Genomic DNA, 18,426 nt, shown 5'->3' with positions numbered 1-18,426 from the left:
CCGCCGCCCGCGCCCGCCCGCGCTCACGAGTCGAGCACGGCCTGCATGACGGCCCTGGCGATCGGCGCCGCGTCCCCGCCGCCGCTGATGTCCCCGCGGCGGGCCGCCGCGTCCTCCACCACCACCGCGACCGCCACCGCGGGCTGCATCTCGTCCGCCGCCTGCGCCCAGGAGATGAACCAGGCGTACGGCGTCCCGGAGTTGCCGATGCCGTGCTGGGCGGTGCCGGTCTTGCCGCCGACCGTGGCCCCCGGGATCGCGGCGTTCGCGCCGGTGCCCTTCTCCACCACGTCCGTCATCATCTGCCGCAGCTTCGCGGCGGTCGACGGCCGCATCGCCTGGTGGAGCGTCCTCGTGCCCTTCGTCCGCACCGGGGTGCCCGCCTCGGTGGTCGTCCGCTCCACCAGGTACGGAGCCTTGACCGAGCCGCCGCCCGCCACCGCCGCCGAGATCATCGCCATCTGCAGCGGGGTCGCCCGGGTGTCGAACTGCCCGATGGACGACAACGCCAGCTGTGCCCGGTCCAGCCGGGTGTCGAAGTTGCTCGGCGCGACGGACAACGGAATCCGCAACTCGCGGTCGTTGAAACCGAAGTTCGTCACCGACCTGGTCATGTCGTCCAGCCCCACCTCCACGCCGAGCTTCGCGAAGACCGTGTTGCAGGACCACTCGAAGGCGTAGCGCAGGGAGGCGTCCCGGCAGTCCGGCACCTCGTTCGTCAGCCGGGTCGTGGTCCCCGGCAGCGTGTAAGGGTCCGGGGACTCGGTCCGCGCGTCGAGGTCGGTCACCGTGCCCGAGTCCAGCGCCGCCGCCGCCGTCACCACCTTGAACGTCGAACCCGGCGGATACGTCTGCCGGATGGCCCGGTTGAGCATCGGCCTGGCCTCGTCGCCGTTCAGCCGTGCCCACTCCCGTTTCACCGCCGGGCCGGTGCCCGACAACCGTCCCGGGTCGTACGAGGGCGCCGAGACCAGTGCGAGGATCCGTCCGGTGGACGGCTCGATCGCGGCCACCGCACCCCGGCGCGCGCCCAGTCCGCCGAACGCCGCCCGCTGCGCCGCCGCGTGGATGGTGGTGACCACCTCACCGCCCGGACTCCTGGCCCGCGTGAAGCCGTTCCACAGGGGGAGCGGGGCCAGCAGGGGATCGGCGCCCGACAGGACACCGTCCTCCGCGTTCTCCAGCAGCGAGGTCCCGTACACCTGCGAGGCGTAACCGGTGACCGGCGCGTACAACGGCCCGTTCCGGTAAGTCCGTTCGTAGCGGAGCTGCTCGCCCGTGTCCTTGGACCCGGTGACCGGTCCGTCGCCGACCACGATGTTCCCGCGCGGCTGGCCGTAACGCGCGATCGTCCCCCGGCGGTTGGCCGGGTTGTCCTCGTACGACGGCGCCTCGACGAGCTGGACGCGGACCGCGTTCACCAGGAGCGCGACGAGCAGCACCGCGCACAGCACCGCCGCTCGGCGGATGTAGCGGGTCACGGCCCCTCCGTCCCGTCGTACTGACTGCGCGCGGAGTCGCTGATCCGGATGAGCAGCGCGATGATGATCCAGTTGGTGACGACCGAGGAGCCGCCCTGGGCGAGGAACGGCATCGCCATTCCGGTGAGCGGGATCAGCCCGGTCACCCCGCCCGCGATGACGAAGACCTGCAGCGCCAGGATCGAGGCGAGACCGATCGCCAGCAGCCGCCCGAACGGGTCGCGCAGGGCGATGCCGGCCCGGTAGCCGCGCTCCACCAGCAGCGCGTACAGCAGGAAGATCCCGCAGAGCCCGATCAGGCCCAGCTCCTCGCCGGCCGTCGCCAGGATGAAGTCCGACTTGGCGGCGAAGCCGATGAGGATCGAGTGGCCCAGGCCGAGACCGGTGCCCGTCACACCGCCCGCGGCGAACGCGAAGAGCGACTGGGCGAGTTGGTTGGGTCCCCGGCCCGCCTCGATCGACGCGAAGGGCTGCAGCCAGTCCTCGACCCGGCTGTGCACGTGTGGTTCGAGCCGGCCGACGGCGACCGCGCCGACCACCGCGAGCAGCAGCCCCACCGCGATCCACCCGGTGCGGCCCGTGGCGACGTACAACAGGATCACGAAGAGGCCGAAGAAGAGGAGCGAGGTGCCGAGGTCCCGCTCCAGGATCAGCACGCCCACACTCAGCAGCCAGATCGCGACGATCGGCCCGAGCACCCGCCCGGTCGGCAGCTGGAGCCGGGTGAACCGCCAGATCTGCCGGCCCGAGTACGCGAGCGCGTGCCGGTTGGCCGCCAGGTAGCCGGCGAAGAAGACCGCGAGCAGCACCTTCGCGAACTCGCCCGGCTGGAAGGAGAAGCCCGCGACCCTGATCCAGATCCGGGCGCCGTTCACGGACGGGAAGAAGATCGGCAGGGTGAGCAGGGCGAGCGCGGCGACCACGCTGACGTAGGTGTAGCGCTGGAGCACCCGGTGGTCGTGCAGCGCGACGACGGCCACGATGAAGAACGCGACGCCGAGCGTGGACCAGACGAGCTGGGTGGTGGCCGCCTGGTCGTGCGGCGTCTCCAGGTCGAGCCGGTAGATCAGCACCAGGCCCAGGCCGTTGAGGAGCACGGCGATCGGCAGCAGCACCGGATCCGCGTACGGCGCCCGCAGGCGCACCGCGAAGTGGGCCAGCAGCGCGAGCACGCCGAGCCCGGCGCCGTAACCGGCGGCGCCGGGCGGGAGGGTGCCGTGCTGTGCGAGACCGACGGCGCAGTAGCCGTACACCGAGAGCAGGACGGCGACCACGAGGAGGGTGAACTCGACGCCGCGGCGCCGGGGCAGGCGTACGGCGGAGGTGGGCGGATCCGCTGCCACGGTGGTTCCGGCCTCGATCATGTCCGGAACGTAGCAAGCGTGGGACCCCGATGTCCTGTTATGTCGCTACAAACGGGCCAACGCAGTCTGTCTCGGAGTGCGGTGCGCGCGGGGTGGCGCGGTCAGCACCAGCGGGGGGCCGCACCGGCGGTGGCGATGTACTTCGCCGAACCCCAGGCCCAGGTGCCGTCCGTGAGGAGGTACCAGAGGTTGTCGTGGCCGACCTGCTGACCGCTCGTCCTGCAGAAGATGTGGACGGTCGCGCCGTAGGGCTCGACGCGGACGACCGCGCTGCCGCGGGTCGGCGCGTCGCGCAGCACCAGCCCGCTCCGGGCCGTCACCCGGCCGGTGTAGAGGCTGGGGCTGTGGTTGCCGTCGTGGTTCCAGTCGCGGCCGCTGTTGTTCCAGCCCTGGCCGCCTTCGTTCCAGCCCTGGGTGTCGTCCTGGTCCTGGCTGCTGCTGACCTGGTTCTCGCCGGAGTCGGAGTCCCGGCCGTCGGCGAGGGCCGGGGCGGTCGTGGCGGCCAGCGTGGCGAGGGCGCCGCCGGCGGCGACCATGCCGAGGTGGGTGAGCGTGGACCGCAGGGTCATGGGGGCTCCTCCGTGAACGGGGCGCAGCTGACTGTTCGCCACACTAGGAGGGGCGCCGCCGGTACGCCCGTCACGCTGCGCCATCGGAGAGACCCGGAGGTGTTTCCGCGGCGAGGTCCGGCGGCGCCTTTGGCCCCGTCGGCGGGGGCCGCGTCCCGGCCCGGGGGAGCGTCAGCGTCGCGACCGCTCCGCCGTCCGCGGCGTTGCCGAAGGTGAGCCGCGCCCCCAGCACCTCGGCCTGGCCGGCCGCGATGGTCAGGCCGAGCCCGTGCCCCCTGGCGCCGCCCTCCGTGCGGAACCGCTGCGGTCCGTGCGCCACGAGGTACGCCGGGAACCCTTCACCGTGGTCCCGCACGGTCACCAACGGCCCGTCGACGGTCAGCACCACCGGGGGCCGCCCGTGCTTGTGCGCGTTCGCCACCAGATTGCCGAGCACCCGTTCGAGCCGGCGCCGGTCGGTCTCCACCCAGACGTCCCGGACCACGCGGATCTCCGTGCCGGACTCCCGCACCACCCGCTCCGCGAGCGCCGCGAGCCGCATCGCGTCGAGGGCGGGCCGCTCGCCCCCCGTGTCGAGCCGCGAGATCTCCAGCAGATCCTCGGTGAGCGTGCGCAGGGCGGCTACCCGGTCGCGGACCAGCTCCGTCGGGCGGCCCGGCGGCAGCAGCTCGGCCGCCGCGTGCAGCCCGGTCAGCGGGGTGCGCAGCTCGTGCGCCACGTCCGCGGTGAACCGCTGCTCGCTCAGCAGCTTGCCCTGCAACGTCGACGCCATGGTGTCCAGCGCACCGGCCACCGCGGCCACCTCGTCCTGGCGTCGCGTCGGATCCTTCGTACGGGGATCGTCCACCCGCGCGTCCAGATCCCCCGCGCTGATCCGCCGGGCCACCTGCGCCGTCCCGTGCAGTCGCCGGGTCACCCGCGTCACCGCGAACGCGCCCACCAGCAGCGTCGCGCCGATGGCCGGCGCCGAGGACCACACGATCGCCTCGTCCAGCGCGTCGATCGTGTGGGCGCCCTGCGCGTAGTCGACCCGTACGGCGAGCGCGTGTCCCTCCTCGGCAGGTCCCGCCGCCCACATCGTGGGGCGCGGGTCGTGTTCGCCGACCATCGTGCCGCGCCGCCCGCCCGCCGCGAGGGCCCTCAGCCGCGCGGGCAGCCCCGGCGGGTCGACGCCGGCGCCCGGCGGCAGCCGGTCCCCCGCCTCGTACGACTCCGTAGCCGCGGTCAGCCGGTCCAGCGCCTGCGTCCGGGCCTCGCCCACGGTGTGATTGGTCACCGACACGTGCACGAGCAGCCCGAGCAGTGCGGCCAGCGCGCAGCACATCACCGTGATGAAGGCCGCCGCCTTCCCGGTGAGGGTGGCCGTCCACCGCGGCAGGCCCGGTCTCACGAGGCGCTCGCCGACGGCACCGGCGACCCGCTCGGCGTCGGGGTGCCCACGCGCAGGATCTCGTCCCGGGTCGCCAGCATCGCGTGCTGGTGCCGGTCCCACGTCCACACCGTCCGGTACTCGTAACCCGGCAGCGTCGACGGCGAGCGGATGATCACGGCCCGGCCCGCGAGCTCGACGCCGGCCGTGCTGTCCGCGGTGCCCATGATCTGGACCAGCTCGTGCTTCATGAACGTGTACACCCGCACCGCCAGCTGGTTCCCGGGGAAGCGGATGCCGAGCACCATGTCGTCCTTCCCGTCGCCGGTGAGGTCCCGGTAGTAGGCGCGCAGGACCGGGCACTTTCCGCCGTGTGCGGCCCCGCCGCCGCAGTCCTCGAGCCGGTCCGCCGTCTCGGCGTACGAGGCGTGCGGGCCGCCGTACTCGTCCGGGTGCGCGGCCACCTCGGCGCGCACCACGTCGAGCGGGTCCACGCGGTGGATGTCGTCGCGGGGCGCCGTGACTCCCCGGACCGTCTCGGTGTCCGCCTCGCCGTAGTCGAGGGCGGGCGTCGAGGCGGGCGGCACCTCCGGCCACAGCCGCGTCGGACCCACGGCCGTCGGCGTGGATCCGGCTCCGCGCAGGTCGCCGGGGTCACCGCAGGCCGTGACGGTCGCGAGGAGGAGAGCGGCGAGGGCGACGGCCGGGGCGAAGGTGGTGCGCCGGTGGGGGAGCGCGGGGCGCGAGCGGTGCGTGGGGTGGGGGCGGTGCGCGGGATGGTCGGGGCGGTCCGGTGTCACTGGGCTCCTGGGTGCGGGGCGACGCGACGAGACTGTCCGGTCCACCTTATGCGCGTTATGTACGGTGGTCCTCGGCGGGAAACCTCCCTTGTGCGCCGGGTCGGGGCGCCGCGCTACTCGGCGAGTTCCTCGAGAAGGCGGGCCGTCGCCAGGCCTGACCGCAGGTACTCCACGAACAGCTCGTTGTGCAGGGCCCACGGCGAGCGGCGCGCACGGATGAGGCGGATCGCCTCGTCGGGGGCGCGACCCGCGCGGATCAGGGCGTGCGCCACGACGAGCCCCGACCGGTTGTAGCCGTGCCAGCAGCGGACCAGCACGCGTCTGCCGTCGTCGAGCCCCTCGCACGCGGATTGCGCCAGACGCATCACGCCCGCCAGTTGCGTACCGTCGAGGGGGCCGTCCGGGATCGGCCACACGTGGTGCTCCACGCCCGGGTCCGGACCGTGTCCGGGGAGCCGCAGCAGGGTCAGGACCAGGTCGAACTCGTCGTGGACCACCGCGAACTCGTGCTGTCCGGAGTGTGCCCGGAACTCGTGGCCGCCCATCCACAGACCGGGGACGATCTCGTTCCACGCGCTGTCCGGGGCCGGTACGTCGGAATGCTTACCGCGGGTCCGCAAAGGTGCCTCCCCCCATGGCGGTCCCCGGCCTCGGGCCCGGCCGACTCCTCCAAAGGTATCGGGGTTCTTGCCCCTGGAGCACCCCTCCTGTTCCCATGGTCATGGGGTGATGGTGCATGAGCGGACTGCGCGTCATACCGACCTGGCGGCACGGCCAGGAGCGGCTGTACGTCTGTCGTACGGACGGGAGCAACGTCGCCTGGTACGACCGTGAGGCGGCCCGGGTGAGTGTGCTCAGCGAGGACCGGCGCGAGGACGTGCTCGACGCGCTCGGGCCCTTCCTGACCGGGCCTGTGACGGTGGGACCGCCACCCGTCCCGACGCCCGCAGAGCTCGCCCGCCTCACCCTGCATCCGGACGACGACCTGGCGCCGAACCGGCCTGGCGAGGCGCTGCTGATCGCCCTCGACCGTGATCCGGGGCCCGCGCACCGGCTGCGGCCCGATCCGCGGCGGCGGGCGCTGGCCGTCGAGCAGGCCGTCGGAGGGGCCCTCGACGAGTTGGACGGCGCGGGGTGGCACACGCTGCACTCGGTGCCGCTGCCCGGCGGGGACCGTCTGCACCACCTCGTGATCGGTCCCGGCGGGCTGTTCTCCGTACGGACCCTGTATGCCCGCAGGCAGCGGGTGTTCGTCGCCGACCCGATGGTGACGGTGGGGCGCCGGGAGCCGCAGCCGCTGCTGCGGGAGGTGCGGGCGGAGGCGGACCGCGCGTCGTACGCCCTGACGGCGGAGGTCAGGCCCGTGCTGGTGCTGGCCGAACCCGCCGGTGTGGCGGTGACCGCTCCGCCGCGTGCGGTCCGCATCCTGCGGGATGCGGACGTGCCGTCCTTGGCCCGCCTGGGCGGCGTCCTGAAACCGGCGGACGTCGAGGCGCTGCACGCGATGGCGCGGGACCGGGGGACGTGGGTGCGGGTGTGAGCGGTGCGGGTGCCGTGCCGCGCCCGCTTTCCGGTGGGTGGGTCCGCCCGGTTGCGCCTCTGCTCCGGTGGGTGGGTCCGTCCCGGTGCGCCTTCGCTCCGGTGGGTCCGTCCCGTTGCGTCTTTGCCCCGGTGGGTGGGGCGCCTTGGCCCGGTGGGCGGGTCGGGCCGTGCCGGTGCATCCGCCCGTTGCATGTCGGGCGTGCACGTGTCACGGGGGTGCGCCGGGGTTGTCCGCCCGACCTGCAACGGGCATGTGATGTACCGGCACGGCCCCTTCTGCGGGCGGGCGGGTGCGGGTCGTGGCGGCTTGCTGCGGGCCAGGGGGTTGTCCCTGCCCCAGCGGTGACGCACCCGGGTCACTGAGGGCGGCGGAGGCCCGCGATGAGGAGCTCGACCAGGCGGCGCGCGTCATAGCGGGGGTCACCTTCCGCTCCGATGCAGAGATTCCCGACCCCCCGCATGAGCCCGTACGCGTCGATCCCGGACCGAATCTGCCCCGCCCCGTCCGCTGCCTCCAGCAACTGGGCGCACACCGGCAGGAGCCGGTCGAGGAAGTACGCGTGCAGCGCCTCGAAGCCGGCATCGTCTGACTGCCAGACCGCGGCGAGCCCGTGCTTGGTGACCAGGAAGTCCACGAAGAGGTCGATCCACCGCCCCAGCGCGGCATGCGGGGTCGCGCTGCTCGCCAGCAGCTCCGGCCCCGCCTCGGCACAGGTGTCCACCTGTCGCCGGTAGACGGCGATGATGAGATCCGCCCGCGTCGGGAAGTGCCGGTAGATCGTGCCCAGCCCGACCCCGGCCTCGGCCGCGATCTCGCGCACGGGCGCCTCGACGCCCGACCTGACGAAAACGGCGGCGGCCGCGTCGAGCAGGGTCCCCTCGTTGCGCCGGGCGTCCCTCCGCTTGGGCCGGGCCCGCTGTCCCGCTCCCTCGTCGCTGTCGTTCACCGCGTCGCTCCCTTCATTACGGGCTTGCCGAAACCATTACGGGCTTGCCAAAGCGGAACGTCGTTCCGTATCGTCGTTTCCGGAACAAGGTTCCGTTTCCTTATGATGCCAGGCGCCGTTCCGGCGACCAAGTGCCGGCCCCGCGCGGCCGTCGCACAGCTACCGAATGGAAGTACGGCCATGCCCGTCTCGACCACCGCGATCCTGCCGGACAGCGCGGGTGCGCCCGCCCCGATCGTGTCCGTCAAGCCCGTCGTCCTGCCTGCCCCCGGCCGGGGTGAGGACCTCCAGGTCCGCGTGTCCGCGCCCGCGACCGGCACCGACCTGCCCGTCATCGTGTTCTCGCACGGCTACGGCTCTTCGATGGACGGCTACGCCCCGCTGGCGGACTTCTGGGCCGCTCACGGCTTCGTGGTCCTCCAGCCCACCCATCTGGATTCGCGGACGCTCGGCATCCCGGCCGAAGATCCCCGTACGCCGCGCATGTGGCGCTTCCGCATCGAGGACGTCAAGCGCGCCCTCGACGGGATCGACGTCCTGGAGGCCGCCGTGCCGGGACTCCGCGGCCGCGTCGACCGTGACCGCATCGCCGTGGCCGGCCACTCCTGGGGGGCCCAGACGGTGAGTACGCTGCTCGGCGCGCGCGTCCTCGACGCCGAGGGCAACCCCGGCGAGGACTTCTCCGACCCGAGAGTCGCCGCGGGCGTGCTGCTCGCCTGCACCGGGCGGGGCGGAGACGACCTGTCACCGTTCGCGGCCGAGCACTTCCCCTTCATGAACCCGTCCTTCGACGGCATGACCGTCCCCACCCTCGTCGTCGCCGGGGACGAGGACCAGTCCGCGCTGACCACCCGCGGGCCGGACTGGTTCACCGACCCCTACTTCCTCAGCCCGGGACGCAAGAGTCTGCTCACCCTGTTCGGCGCGGAACACTCGCTCGGCGGCGTCTCCGGCCACGACGCCGCCGAGACGACCGACGCGAGCCCCGCACGCGTCGCCCTGATCCAGCGGCTCACCTGGGCCTACCTGCGCAGCGCCCTGCACCCGGAGGACTCCGTCGGGGAGGCGGCGCGCGCCGCGCTGGAGGAGTACCCGCACCCGCTCGGCAAGCTCCAGAGCAAGTAGGCCGCCCGGCCCCGGCCATGCGGGGCCGTTCACTTCGGGAGCGGCCTCGCGTGGCCGGGGTCCAGCAGCGGTGCCAGCAGGTCCCCGTACCGTGCGAGGCGGGGCTCGATGTCCGCGGCCAGGAAGACCAGGTGGCCGGGGTCCGTGCAGTCCGCGACCTCGTCCCACGTCACCGGCGCGGAGACGCTCGGCGCGGTCCGGGCCCGCAGGGTGTACGCGGTCGCCGTCGTCTTGCGTGCCGCGTTCTGGCTGAAGTCGACGAACACCTTCCCCGGCCGCAGGCTCCGGGTCATCCGGTGGGTGACCCGGCCGGCCAGCGCCCCCTCCGCCTCCACGGCGAGCTTCCTGGCGTAGGCCGACACCTCGTCGGACGGCGTCGGCTCGATCCCCGCCAGCAGGTGCAGCCCCTTCGAACCGGACGTCTTCGCGTACGCCTCGATCCCGTCCGCCGCCAGCCGCTCCCGCAGCCACAGCGCCACCTCGCAGCATTCGACGACGGTGGCGGGCGCCCCCGGATCGAGGTCGAAGACCATCCGGTCGGCGCACCCGGGCGACTCGATCCGCCACTGGTGCGTGTGGAACTCCGTGACGAGGTTCGCCGCCCACATCAGGCTGGCCAGATCCTGGATCAACACCATCCGGGCGGGACCCTCCGAACGCGGGACCTCGGCCGTGGTGACCCAGCTGGGCGTACCGGGCGGCACGTTCTTGGCGAAGAAGACCTGGCCGTCCGGACCGTCCGGGTAGCGGAGGAAGGACAGCGGCCGGGCGTGGAGGTGCGCCAGCAGGGCGCCCGCGTTCGTCGCGTAGTAGTGCAGCAGCTCGCCCTTGGTGAAGCCGGTCGCCGGATACAGGACCTTCTCCAGGTTGCTCAGCGCGAGCCGTCGCCCCTCCACCTCGGTAATCGGCGTCATACGATGAGAATCCCACGAAACCAGGTGATATCGACCTGAAAGGTGCGGCACGTGAGATCCATCTGGAACGGCGCCATCTCCTTCGGCCTGGTCAGCATCCCGATCAAACTGGTGAACGCCACGGAGAGCCACTCCATCTCCTTCCGCCAGATCCACCTGGAGGACGGCGGCCGCATCCGCTACCGCAAGGTCTGCGAACTGGAGGACCGCGAGGTCACGACCGGCGAGATCGGCAAGGGCTACCAGGACGCCGACGGCACGATCATCCCGATCACGGACGACGACCTGGCCCAGCTCCCGATCCCGACCGCCCGGACCATCGAGATCGTCGCCTTCGTCCCGGCCGACCGGATCGACCCCCTCCAGATGGACACGGCGTACTACCTCTCCGCGAACGGCGTCCCCGCAGCCAAGCCGTACACCCTGCTGCGCGAGGCGCTGAAGCGCAGCAACAAGGTCGCCATCGCGAAGTTCGCCCTGCGCGGGCGGGAGCGCCTCGGCATGCTGCGCGTCGTCGACGACGTCATCGCCATGCACGGCCTGCTCTGGCCGGACGAGATCCGGGCGCCCGAGGGCGTCGCCCCCGAGACCGGCGTCACCGTGCGCGACCAGGAACTGGACCTGGCCGACGCCCTGATGGACACCCTCGGCGAGGTCGACCTGGAGGATCTGCACGACGACTACCGCGACGCCGTCGAAGAACTCATCGCCACGAAGGCGTCCGGCGAGGAGGCGGCCGGTCCGCCCGCCCGGGAAGGGGACGGCGGCAAGGTGCTCGACCTGATGGCCGCGCTGGAGAAGAGCGTGCGCGCCGCCAAGGAGTCCCGCGGCGAGGAGACCCCGGCGGGGGAGGAGGCGGAGGTCACGCACCTCACGGCCCGCAAGCAGTCACCCCGCAAGCAGACCTCGCGGAAATCGGCCGAGGCGGCCCCGAAGGACGTCGGCGGAAAGAAGTCCACCTCGGCCGCGAAGAAGACCGCGGCCAAGAAGACGGCGGCGGCGAAGACGACGGCCACGAAGACGACAGGCGCGAAGAAGGCCGCGGAGAAGAAGTCGACGGCGGCCCAGAAGACGGCCGCGAAGAAGGCGGCCGGGACCACGGCCAGGTCCGCGGAGAAGAGCGGAACGAAGAACGCGGCGAAAAGGGCCGCACCCCGCAAGCGCGCATCGGCCTGACCCACCGCGTCCCGGTGAGGCGCAGCGAACTCCCGGGCCGTCGCCAACCGCAACCGCTACGACAAGAGGGCCTACGTCTACCACAGCACGGTCACCACCGCGGTGATCCGGCTCTGGCTCCGCCCGTGAGACGCGCCCTGCATTCGGCTGCGCCCAGAACTCCTCAGCCGCCGAGCGTCGTCCCATACAGTGCCGAAGGCATGACGGCACTTGCACATCCTTCACCTTCGTGCGCCACCTCGACGGGCTCCGCCACCACTTCGAACGCGACGCCGAGCACAACGGCCGCCCCGCCTACCGCCGAACGGACGGGAACGTGCGGCGTGTCTGGTCGCCGAGGGCATCCCGATGCGCCGGGATGCCGGATGCCCGTGCCGCGAGAAACCTGAGTCACCGGAGCGCCCTTGCTCCGAATTCTGAACGTGGCGAGCACAGTCAGGCCGGTGATCAAAGCCTCGTAAGCCCTTCATTGTCCGGGCCGACACGCCGATGTGATGATTGCGACCGTGTCCAACAACGGGGAAGACAGAACGGCGAACGCGCACCGACCAAGATCCCGCTTGTCCGACTACGTGGACAAGTACGTCCCGGCACCGGCCGAGCAGCAGCCCCCGGTCCCGGTCGCCGAGGATCCTGAAGTGGCCGCCCGCAGACGGCGGTTCGCGGAGCTGCTGGAGGAGTTCCGGCATACGGCGGTGCTGGTGCCGCTGGGTGAGGCGGACGGCCCGGACGCTGAACGCGGGCTGCTGACCGCCGACTGGAACGGGGTGCGCTTCATCCTGGCGTTCTCCGACGGGCAGGCGCTGGCACGATACGCGCAGGCACGGGGCGAGTTCGCGCGGAAGTGGACGTACCAGACGGTCCTCGGCGCGCGGTTGCTGGATGTGGCGGTTCCGGCCGCCGGGGTGCCCTGCGGGGTGGCGCTGGACTGCGCGGACGGGCCGGACGGGATGGTGTTTCCACCGGTGCGGGGCGTCGTTCCCGACCGGGCGGCGGTTGACTTCGAGACGGGGGGCGCGGCATGACCGGTGACGGGGGCAAGGATCTCAAGGCGGACGGGCTCGCCCTGATCGCCCAGGGCCTGACGGAGGCGCTGGGCGAGTTGAAGGAGCTGGGCATGGTGGGCGAGGCCGGTGCCGGGCGTGGCTTCGGCGACATCGCCCTGTCCGGGCTGGAACTCGGCCACGAGGGGCTGACCGCCGGCTTCAAGTCGTTCTGCGAGCGCTGGGAATGGGGCGTGCGGTCGCTGATCAACGAGGGCAACGGGTTCGCCGTGAAGACGGGTCTGTCGGCGGGCACGTACTACGAGACCGAGCAGTACGTCGAGGGCAGTTTCAAGGTCGTCGCCAACTCGGCCATCGGCAATCCGTACGCCTCCGAGGAGGAGGTGGAGAAGATGGGCTGGGGCGACCTCGCCAAGTCCGGTGTCTACGGCGGCGACGTGGACTACAGCAAGGAATCCTTGGACCAGGCGATGGCCAACAGCGGGCAGGCCTGGAAGGACGCCGGCCGGGACGTGATGACCTCGCACACGGTCGGCCCGCTGGGCCTCAACCCCGAGAATCTGCACGGCACGCTCGGGGTGTCGGACCAGGAGTACGACGGCTTCCTGGACGACACCTTCGGCCCCTCTCCAGAGGAGCGGGCCAAGGCGGCCGAACAGCAGGGCGCTGACGGCTGATGGGACTCGGAGACCTCACCAACTCGCTTCTGGGCGGCGCCGAAGACCTCTACGACGCGGGCAAGGAGAAGCTCGGGGAAGGTGTCGACTGGACCACGGACAAGCTGGGTGAGGGCCTGGACAAGGTCGGTGCGCACGACTGGGCCGACAGTGTGGAGGACTGGGGCGACGAGGTCGCCTCGGACCTGGGCGCCACCCCCGGCGAGCAGCAGCTCGGCCAGACCGAGGAGGCCAACGAGCTCGTCCACGGCAACCCGGACAAGATCCGAGAGAGTGCGAAGCACCTCAAGGACTTCCATGGCGCCTTCGACAAGGTCGGTTCGGGACTGAAGAAGGTCGACTCGTCCGGCTGGCGGGGCGAGGGCGGCGCCGCGTTCCGGGAGAAGTTCGGCGTCCACCCCGCCAAGTGGGCACAAGCGTCCGAGGCGTGCGAGGCGGCGGCGGGGGCGCTGGAGGCGTACGCGGGCACCGTCAAGTGGGCGCAGGGCCAGGCCAAGGAGGCGGTGGAGCTCTACAAGAAGGGCATGAAGGCGTCCAAGGACGCGGCCGACGCGTACAACAAGAAGGTCGACGCCTACAACGCGAAGATCAAGGCGAACGAGGACCCCGGTCCGAGGCCCGAGCCGTTCAAGGACCCCGGCAAGGCGGACGTCAAGGCGGCCGCCGAGAAGCTCGCCGAGGCCCGCAGGCAGCGCAACACGGCCGCCTCCGAGGCGCAGGGCAAAGTGAAGGCGGCCGTGGCTCACGCACCCGCCGAACCCCCGCCGCTGGAGCGCCTGGGCAACGACTTCGTGGACGGCTACCAGGCCGTCAACACCGAACTCACCCATGTCGTCGGCGGCGCGCTCAAGGGCACGGCCGGACTGCTCAACTTCGTCCGCGGCCTCAACCCCACGGACCCGTACAACCTCACCCACCCGGCCGCCTACCTGCAGAACGTCAACATGACGCTGGCCGGCCTGGTCTCCACCGCCTCCCATCCCGAACGGGTCGTCCAGGCCGCCGTCGACGGCTTCAAGAAGGACCCGTCCGAGTTCGTCGGCCGCCTCATCCCCGAACTCATCGGCACCAAAGGCGCCGGTCTCGCCCGCGGCGGACTGCGCCTGGCGACGAAGGAGGGTCTGGAGACGGCGGCGCAACGCGGAGCGAGGGAGGGCATCGAGCGTCAGGCGGCCAGAGGTTCCGGGGACCCCATGCCCGAGCGCGCGGACGTCATGCAGGCGCTGCGCGACTCCAACCCGCAGATCGTGAACAAGAAGTGGCCCGACACGGAGGGCCATTACTATGCGGACCGGGTGCTGGCCGGTGGCCGTCTGGACGGCGAGAAAGTCTTCGCCGGTCACGGCTATCTGCCATCCAGAGCCGGCGAAACCGTGGTGCCCGAGGGAACCAACGTCTCTTTCTACGTGCAACATGGAGACGCACTTCCCGGACTCAACGGCCTGACCGTCGAGCGAGGCGTGTATCCGGGAGGCTACGTGGAGACGTTCGGTCCGGGCGATGTCATCCCGAACTACACGCTGGCGCCTCCCGCGTCGACGGGCGGCGGAGGTTTCAGCGTGTTCGAGAATTCGACGACCGTCGGCAAAGAGACTGCGATGAGCGAACTGCTGAAGCCCGGCATGGGAAATGTGCACTGGGCGGCGTGCCGTGAGCTCAAGTAGAATCCCCTGATCTGTGAGGAGCCGTACATGGCTGTAGAAGAAAAGCGCCACTGGGTACTGACCGATGTGTCACTCGTCGTCAAGGGACGTGATCTCGAGCCCGCGGAGATCACGGCCTTCCTCGGTATCGAGCCCACTGGTGTGCGCAACCCGGGACCCAGTAAATGGGGTCGTCCGGACGAGGTCGACGGGGAATGGGGGATCAACTGCAACTCGAACGTCAGCCGTGACTTCCACGAGCAGTTGGACACCATCCTTTCCACTACGGAGAGCAAGCGGACGGAGCTCGCCCAACTGGTCGAGCGGGGATATGACGTAATCGTCGACATCTACGGATTTTCCGGGAACGACTGCGCCCTCACCCTCAAGCCCGAGGAAGTCAAGCGAATCTCCGTTCTCGGATTCCCTCTTCGGGTCGCGGCCAACATGAACGAACGCTGAAAGAACAACCATGGAACCTGGAGCGAAATTGAAGACGTGGGCCGACCTGAGCGCGTCCTTGGTTGTGGCAGGCCAGGAAGTGGACTCCGCTTCCCTGCTCGGCGAGTTGCAACTCGCCGCCGGTGAAGAGCTGTCCTCGTCCGGAGGTGTGGATGTCTATTCCGGCCCCGGCTGGGCCACGCTCACCGTCGACGAGCGGCACTCGAAGAGCGCCGACGAACAAGCCGCGCACCTCGTCGCGCTCCTCGGCCCCCGCAAGCCGGCGCTCGACGCGCTGAAGGCAGCCGGGAAGTCGGTGAAGGTCGATGTGTCAGGCGTCGCCGAGTCAGGATCGGCACTCCGCATCTCACCAGACGTCCTCGCCGGCCTCGCCGAGCTGGAGGTCCCGGTCACCTTCACGACGGTCCAGGCATCCGGGGAGGACGAGGAAGACCCACTCGCCTGGCTCGGGTGAAGCAGGCCAAGTCTGCCTTGAGCACAAGAACCTGGTGGGGGGCATCCATGCCACGGCAGAGTCCTGACGGACTACTCGCGTCTACCCTCACCTGTGTGACTACCGATTGGATGGCGGAATACGAACGCGTGGCTCGGGGGCGGCGCTTTGATGAGCTCAGCCGTCCACCCGTGAGGCAGGTCGCCTCCCCGCCGCCGCTGTCCGAAGTGGAGGTCTGCGAAGCGGAGACTCAGTTGGGCATCGCGTTACCGGACCAGTACCGAGAGTACTTGCTCCAGCAGAGCGCCGGCGGTGCGGTGAACCGTCTATGCCGATCCGCGGCGGGCTGGGGATGGCATGGGGACTCAAGCACCAACTACGACTTGCTCACTACTGACTTCCCGCATCCCGACTCCTACCGTGCTTTCGAGGACGAGCTGGACGCGCGCGAGCCGCTGATGCAGGACTTCCCTGACCACGACGCCTACCGGGCGGCATGGGAGCAGTGGGACGCTGAGTACGGGGTGTTCCAGGAGCGCAAGACGTCCGGCGCTGTATTCATCCAGGAAAACGGCTGTGGCTTCATGACCCTGCTCGTTGTCACCGGTCCGCACCGGGGCTCACTGTGGTTCGACGGGCGGGCCACCTGCGACCAACCTGGTCGCGAATCCTCAACTCAACCACCGATGAGAACTCGGTCAGGCTGATCGATCCAGCGTTCTTATACGTCACTGTCCTTGACGCCTCCTCGCAACCCCCACTCGTCAAGGCCGGAGTAGATCAACGCAGTGCGAGCCGCGGGGAACGACAGGGACTCGGCTTCTCCTGAATAGATCGCCACCAATGAATCGGTTCCTCGCCACCATTTGTCCGCCAGCCCTCTCACCTCTCGCACCGACTCGCAGGCGTCCAGCTCGATGTCGTCCACAGCGTCGCCGGTGACCTTGGTGATCTGCTTCGCCCACACAGACGCATGGTGGGCCAGTGCGAGCGACTCCACCCATCCCTCGACGGACGCGTGAAGCGGAGTCCACTGATGTGAATGGATGCCGAACTCACCGGTCGGTCCGATCATGAACGAGTAGGGGACCGCGGTCCGCTGATCCCCTGCTTCGAACGACCACCCCTCGGAGGACGAACCTTCCGGCGCGTCAGGGTGGAAGTACTTGGGGCCCCCGTCGTACTGCGGTCCGGGCGGCAAGACCAGACCGCCCCATCGTTGCTGGTAGTCGCCCATCCGGTCGATCACTGCCGCCGGGATGTCCCGCTCAAGCCACCACTCCCTGTGTTCCTCGACCGACTTGATGTCGACCTTGATGCCGTGCGCACGCACAAACGACCGGGCCCTTCGGGTCAGCCCCTTGGGAACGTCGTTGTAGAGGTGGAGATTCACAGGCGGACGCTACCTGGTACGGCGGGGCAGAAGTGCCAGAGAACCAATGGCTCGGACCTCGACTCGTATACCCCCAGGACAGTTGACGGGGTGCCCGTCCAACGTAGCCGTCAACTTCCCGAACAGGTAGACGGGTTGCCGTGCCTTTGTGCATGCTCACCGGGCCAGTGGCAGCACAACAGGACCTCCGTTCTCGACGAGTGCAAGCCCTATCTGGACGAACGTTGGGACGAGGGCTGCACCAACGCCCGGAAGCTCTGGGAGGAGATCGTTCCCTTGGGCTACCGAGGCAGCTACGGCCGGATCAGCGCCTACCTGCGGGAGAAGCGCACCTCGCAGCGGGCGGTCACCGCGCAACCGCCGGCACCGCGCGTGGTGACGAGGTGGATTCCCAGCCGACCCGGGATGCTGACCGAGATCGAACAGCTCCGGCTCAATGCCGTCCTGGCCAACTGCCCTGACCTCGACGCCCTGACCGGTCACGTCCGTCCTTCGCCCAGATGCTCACCGAGCGGCAGGGAGAACGACTCTCGCAGTGACTCGACGCCGTCCGCCAGGACGACCTTCCCAGCCTCCACACTCTCGCGGGCGGCATCGACCGAGACCACGACGCGGTCATCGCCAGCCTGACCCTGCCCTGGAACTCCGGCGTCGTCGAAGGACACATCAACCGGATCAAGATGCTCAAGCGCCAGGAGTTCGGCCGCCCCGGTTTCAGCCTGCTACGCAAGCGCATATTGCTGGCCACCTGATCAAACGGCCCGGCTTTCGGTGATAGGACATCCCTCTACGGGCACATGATGAGAGGGCGACAGCGTGGACGCAGTAGTAGCGATCAGCCTGATCCGCATGGCCGCTGCAGACTTGGCCATGGAACCCTGGCAGCGCCCCTCGGACGCTTATCTGGTCCAGTTGGGCCTGGACGCCCTGATGGCCGACATCGAGGCTCCCTCGCTTCCACTGCTGGCCGGCCTCGCGCGTGGTGAGTACGCCCAGGCCCGCGAGCTGTTCGACCTTGTGCTGGAAGAGTTGATGGTGCTGCCGTTGGCCTCGGACGATCTTGCCAAGGCGCGATGGACCACGGCCCGGTGGTGGGCCGGCCAGATCGTGGCGTGCCGACTCGATCCCATACACGGAGCCAAACTGATCTATCAGGAGTCTGCAGCCGAACTCGACTACCCCGGCGCGCTGCAACCTATTGTTGATCTGGCGAGGGCACTCGACCTGCCGAACGATCAGCTTCCGGACCAGCAGCACATTCGCGACCGCGTCACCTTTGCCGCGCGAGACTTTCTCGCCATAGAAATGCACCAGAACCACAGCCTTTGAGCTGTGTCGCATGACCCACTGTGACCGGTTCACGAAAAGCCAGCCAGAACCACTACTACTCGATAAAGCCAGCTAGAGGTTGTCCCGTAACCAGTGGTGCGGCTGGGGCGTTGGTCGGGCATGGCTGGGGTGATCTCTGCAGGTGATCCGAAGTGGATCGAGCCGTTTGCGGGTCTGACCGAGGGGCAGTTCGCGAGG

General features: G+C 70.1%; 19 protein-coding genes and 2 pseudogenes. 12 read left to right on the top strand and 9 right to left on the bottom strand.

All coding sequences use genetic code 11. The features are described 5' to 3' along the window. Window positions 1–23: 23 nt before the first annotated feature. The 6 genes from AC0ZLC_RS14090 to AC0ZLC_RS14065 all read right to left on the bottom strand — a co-directional run bounded on the left by AC0ZLC_RS14090 (window position 24) and on the right by AC0ZLC_RS14065 (window position 6,203). Window positions 24–1,481, bottom strand: a complete 1,458-nt coding sequence (locus tag AC0ZLC_RS14090; RefSeq protein ID WP_476752282.1) for a penicillin-binding transpeptidase domain-containing protein — start codon at window positions 1,479–1,481, stop codon at window positions 24–26. Then, the gene (locus AC0ZLC_RS14085) at window positions 1,478–2,845 is read right to left on the bottom strand and encodes an FtsW/RodA/SpoVE family cell cycle protein (RefSeq protein ID WP_476752281.1); all 1,368 of its coding nucleotides are present in this window, start codon (window positions 2,843–2,845) and stop codon (window positions 1,478–1,480) included. The genes AC0ZLC_RS14090 and AC0ZLC_RS14085 overlap by 4 nt, the downstream gene beginning before the upstream one ends. Window positions 2,846–2,946: 101 nt before the next feature. After that, complete coding sequence (locus AC0ZLC_RS14080; protein WP_476752280.1) at window positions 2,947–3,414, bottom strand: SH3 domain-containing protein; 468 nt, start codon at window positions 3,412–3,414, stop codon at window positions 2,947–2,949. Between the two features lie 70 nt (window positions 3,415–3,484). After that, the gene (locus AC0ZLC_RS14075; RefSeq protein ID WP_476752279.1) at window positions 3,485–4,804 is read right to left on the bottom strand and encodes an ATP-binding protein; all 1,320 of its coding nucleotides are present in this window, start codon (window positions 4,802–4,804) and stop codon (window positions 3,485–3,487) included. Next, entirely contained in the window at window positions 4,801–5,583 is a 783-nt protein-coding gene (locus tag AC0ZLC_RS14070) for a hypothetical protein (RefSeq protein ID WP_476752278.1), read from the bottom strand. Before AC0ZLC_RS14070 ends, AC0ZLC_RS14075 begins: the two co-directional genes overlap by 4 nt. 113 nt (window positions 5,584–5,696) lie before the next feature. Next, window positions 5,697–6,203 carry a protein-tyrosine phosphatase family protein gene (locus AC0ZLC_RS14065; protein WP_476752277.1) on the bottom strand — a complete coding sequence of 169 codons (507 nt, stop codon included), beginning with the start codon at window positions 6,201–6,203 and terminating at the stop codon, window positions 5,697–5,699. 116 nt (window positions 6,204–6,319) lie between these two features. Here AC0ZLC_RS14065 and AC0ZLC_RS14060 point away from each other — a divergent pair, with 116 nt between their 5' ends. Continuing rightward, window positions 6,320–7,123, top strand: a complete 804-nt coding sequence (locus AC0ZLC_RS14060; protein ID WP_476752276.1) for a nuclease-related domain-containing protein — start codon at window positions 6,320–6,322, stop codon at window positions 7,121–7,123. Window positions 7,124–7,481: 358 nt separating this feature from the next. Here the strand turns inward: AC0ZLC_RS14060 and AC0ZLC_RS14055 are convergent, their stop codons facing one another. After that, a complete protein-coding gene (locus AC0ZLC_RS14055) occupies window positions 7,482–8,072 on the bottom strand; it encodes a TetR/AcrR family transcriptional regulator (protein WP_476752275.1) in 591 nt (196 codons plus the stop codon). A gap of 180 nt (window positions 8,073–8,252) precedes the next feature. Between AC0ZLC_RS14055 and AC0ZLC_RS14050 the strand changes: the two genes are divergently transcribed. Next, on the top strand, window positions 8,253–9,197 hold the full coding sequence (locus AC0ZLC_RS14050) for an alpha/beta hydrolase family protein (RefSeq protein WP_476752274.1): 945 nt from the start codon (window positions 8,253–8,255) through the stop codon (window positions 9,195–9,197). 29 nt (window positions 9,198–9,226) lie between these two features. Here the strand turns inward: AC0ZLC_RS14050 and ligD are convergent, their stop codons facing one another. After that, complete coding sequence (gene ligD, locus AC0ZLC_RS14045) at window positions 9,227–10,111, bottom strand: non-homologous end-joining DNA ligase (protein WP_476752273.1); 885 nt, start codon at window positions 10,109–10,111, stop codon at window positions 9,227–9,229. A 51-nt stretch (window positions 10,112–10,162) separates the two neighbouring features. Between ligD and ku the strand changes: the two genes are divergently transcribed. The 7 genes from ku (at window position 10,163) to AC0ZLC_RS14010 (ending at window position 16,213) form a co-directional block, all read left to right on the top strand. Next, window positions 10,163–11,287 carry a non-homologous end joining protein Ku gene (ku, locus tag AC0ZLC_RS14040; protein WP_476752272.1) on the top strand — a complete coding sequence of 375 codons (1,125 nt, stop codon included), beginning with the start codon at window positions 10,163–10,165 and terminating at the stop codon, window positions 11,285–11,287. A 560-nt stretch (window positions 11,288–11,847) separates the two neighbouring features. Then, window positions 11,848–12,312: a hypothetical protein gene (locus tag AC0ZLC_RS14035; protein WP_476752271.1), complete on the top strand. Its 465-nt coding sequence runs from the start codon at window positions 11,848–11,850 to the stop codon at window positions 12,310–12,312. Continuing rightward, entirely contained in the window at window positions 12,309–12,968 is a 660-nt protein-coding gene (locus AC0ZLC_RS14030; RefSeq protein WP_476752270.1) for a hypothetical protein, read from the top strand. Before AC0ZLC_RS14035 ends, AC0ZLC_RS14030 begins: the two co-directional genes overlap by 4 nt. After that, complete coding sequence (locus tag AC0ZLC_RS14025) at window positions 12,968–14,632, top strand: putative T7SS-secreted protein (RefSeq protein WP_476752269.1); 1,665 nt, start codon at window positions 12,968–12,970, stop codon at window positions 14,630–14,632. Before AC0ZLC_RS14030 ends, AC0ZLC_RS14025 begins: the two co-directional genes overlap by 1 nt. 27 nt (window positions 14,633–14,659) lie before the next feature. Beyond that, window positions 14,660–15,073 carry a DUF4279 domain-containing protein gene (locus tag AC0ZLC_RS14020; RefSeq protein WP_476752268.1) on the top strand — a complete coding sequence of 138 codons (414 nt, stop codon included), beginning with the start codon at window positions 14,660–14,662 and terminating at the stop codon, window positions 15,071–15,073. Between the two features lie 79 nt (window positions 15,074–15,152). Next, window positions 15,153–15,527: a hypothetical protein gene (locus AC0ZLC_RS14015; protein WP_476752267.1), complete on the top strand. Its 375-nt coding sequence runs from the start codon at window positions 15,153–15,155 to the stop codon at window positions 15,525–15,527. Between the two features lie 95 nt (window positions 15,528–15,622). Then, a complete protein-coding gene (locus AC0ZLC_RS14010; RefSeq protein ID WP_476752266.1) occupies window positions 15,623–16,213 on the top strand; it encodes an SMI1/KNR4 family protein in 591 nt (196 codons plus the stop codon). A gap of 14 nt (window positions 16,214–16,227) precedes the next feature. Here the strand turns inward: AC0ZLC_RS14010 and AC0ZLC_RS14005 are convergent, their stop codons facing one another. Then, window positions 16,228–16,899, bottom strand: a complete 672-nt coding sequence (locus tag AC0ZLC_RS14005) for a hypothetical protein (protein WP_476752265.1) — start codon at window positions 16,897–16,899, stop codon at window positions 16,228–16,230. A gap of 162 nt (window positions 16,900–17,061) precedes the next feature. Between AC0ZLC_RS14005 and AC0ZLC_RS14000 the strand changes: the two are divergent. The 3 genes and pseudogenes from AC0ZLC_RS14000 to AC0ZLC_RS13990 all read left to right on the top strand — a co-directional run. Then, window positions 17,062–17,651, top strand: a pseudogene (locus AC0ZLC_RS14000) (ISL3 family transposase); the annotation flags it as partial. A 64-nt stretch (window positions 17,652–17,715) separates the two neighbouring features. Further along, complete coding sequence (locus AC0ZLC_RS13995) at window positions 17,716–18,228, top strand: hypothetical protein (RefSeq protein WP_476752264.1); 513 nt, start codon at window positions 17,716–17,718, stop codon at window positions 18,226–18,228. A gap of 120 nt (window positions 18,229–18,348) precedes the next feature. Beyond that, window positions 18,349–18,426: pseudogene (locus AC0ZLC_RS13990) on the top strand (IS5/IS1182 family transposase); the annotation flags it as partial.

Source organism: Streptomyces sp. GLSS-08 (assembly GCF_056387915.1).
Note: the sequence above shows the minus strand (reverse complement) of the source record. Positions and strands in the feature narration are given on the sequence as shown.

What these genes read in the sequence shown, in the direction of transcription:
- AC0ZLC_RS14085 (WP_476752281.1), bottom strand. Translation starts at nt 2,845, where the DNA reads ATGATCGAGGCCGGAACCACCGTGGCAGCGGATCCGCCCACCTCCGCC.
- AC0ZLC_RS14080 (WP_476752280.1), bottom strand. Translation starts at nt 3,414, where the DNA reads ATGACCCTGCGGTCCACGCTCACCCACCTCGGCATGGTCGCCGCCGGC.
- AC0ZLC_RS14060 (WP_476752276.1), top strand. Translation starts at nt 6,320, where the DNA reads ATGAGCGGACTGCGCGTCATACCGACCTGGCGGCACGGCCAGGAGCGG.
- AC0ZLC_RS14050 (WP_476752274.1), top strand. Translation starts at nt 8,253, where the DNA reads ATGCCCGTCTCGACCACCGCGATCCTGCCGGACAGCGCGGGTGCGCCC.
- ligD (WP_476752273.1), bottom strand. Translation starts at nt 10,111, where the DNA reads ATGACGCCGATTACCGAGGTGGAGGGGCGACGGCTCGCGCTGAGCAAC.
- AC0ZLC_RS14030 (WP_476752270.1), top strand. Translation starts at nt 12,309, where the DNA reads ATGACCGGTGACGGGGGCAAGGATCTCAAGGCGGACGGGCTCGCCCTG.
- AC0ZLC_RS14025 (WP_476752269.1), top strand. Translation starts at nt 12,968, where the DNA reads ATGGGACTCGGAGACCTCACCAACTCGCTTCTGGGCGGCGCCGAAGAC.
- AC0ZLC_RS14020 (WP_476752268.1), top strand. Translation starts at nt 14,660, where the DNA reads ATGGCTGTAGAAGAAAAGCGCCACTGGGTACTGACCGATGTGTCACTC.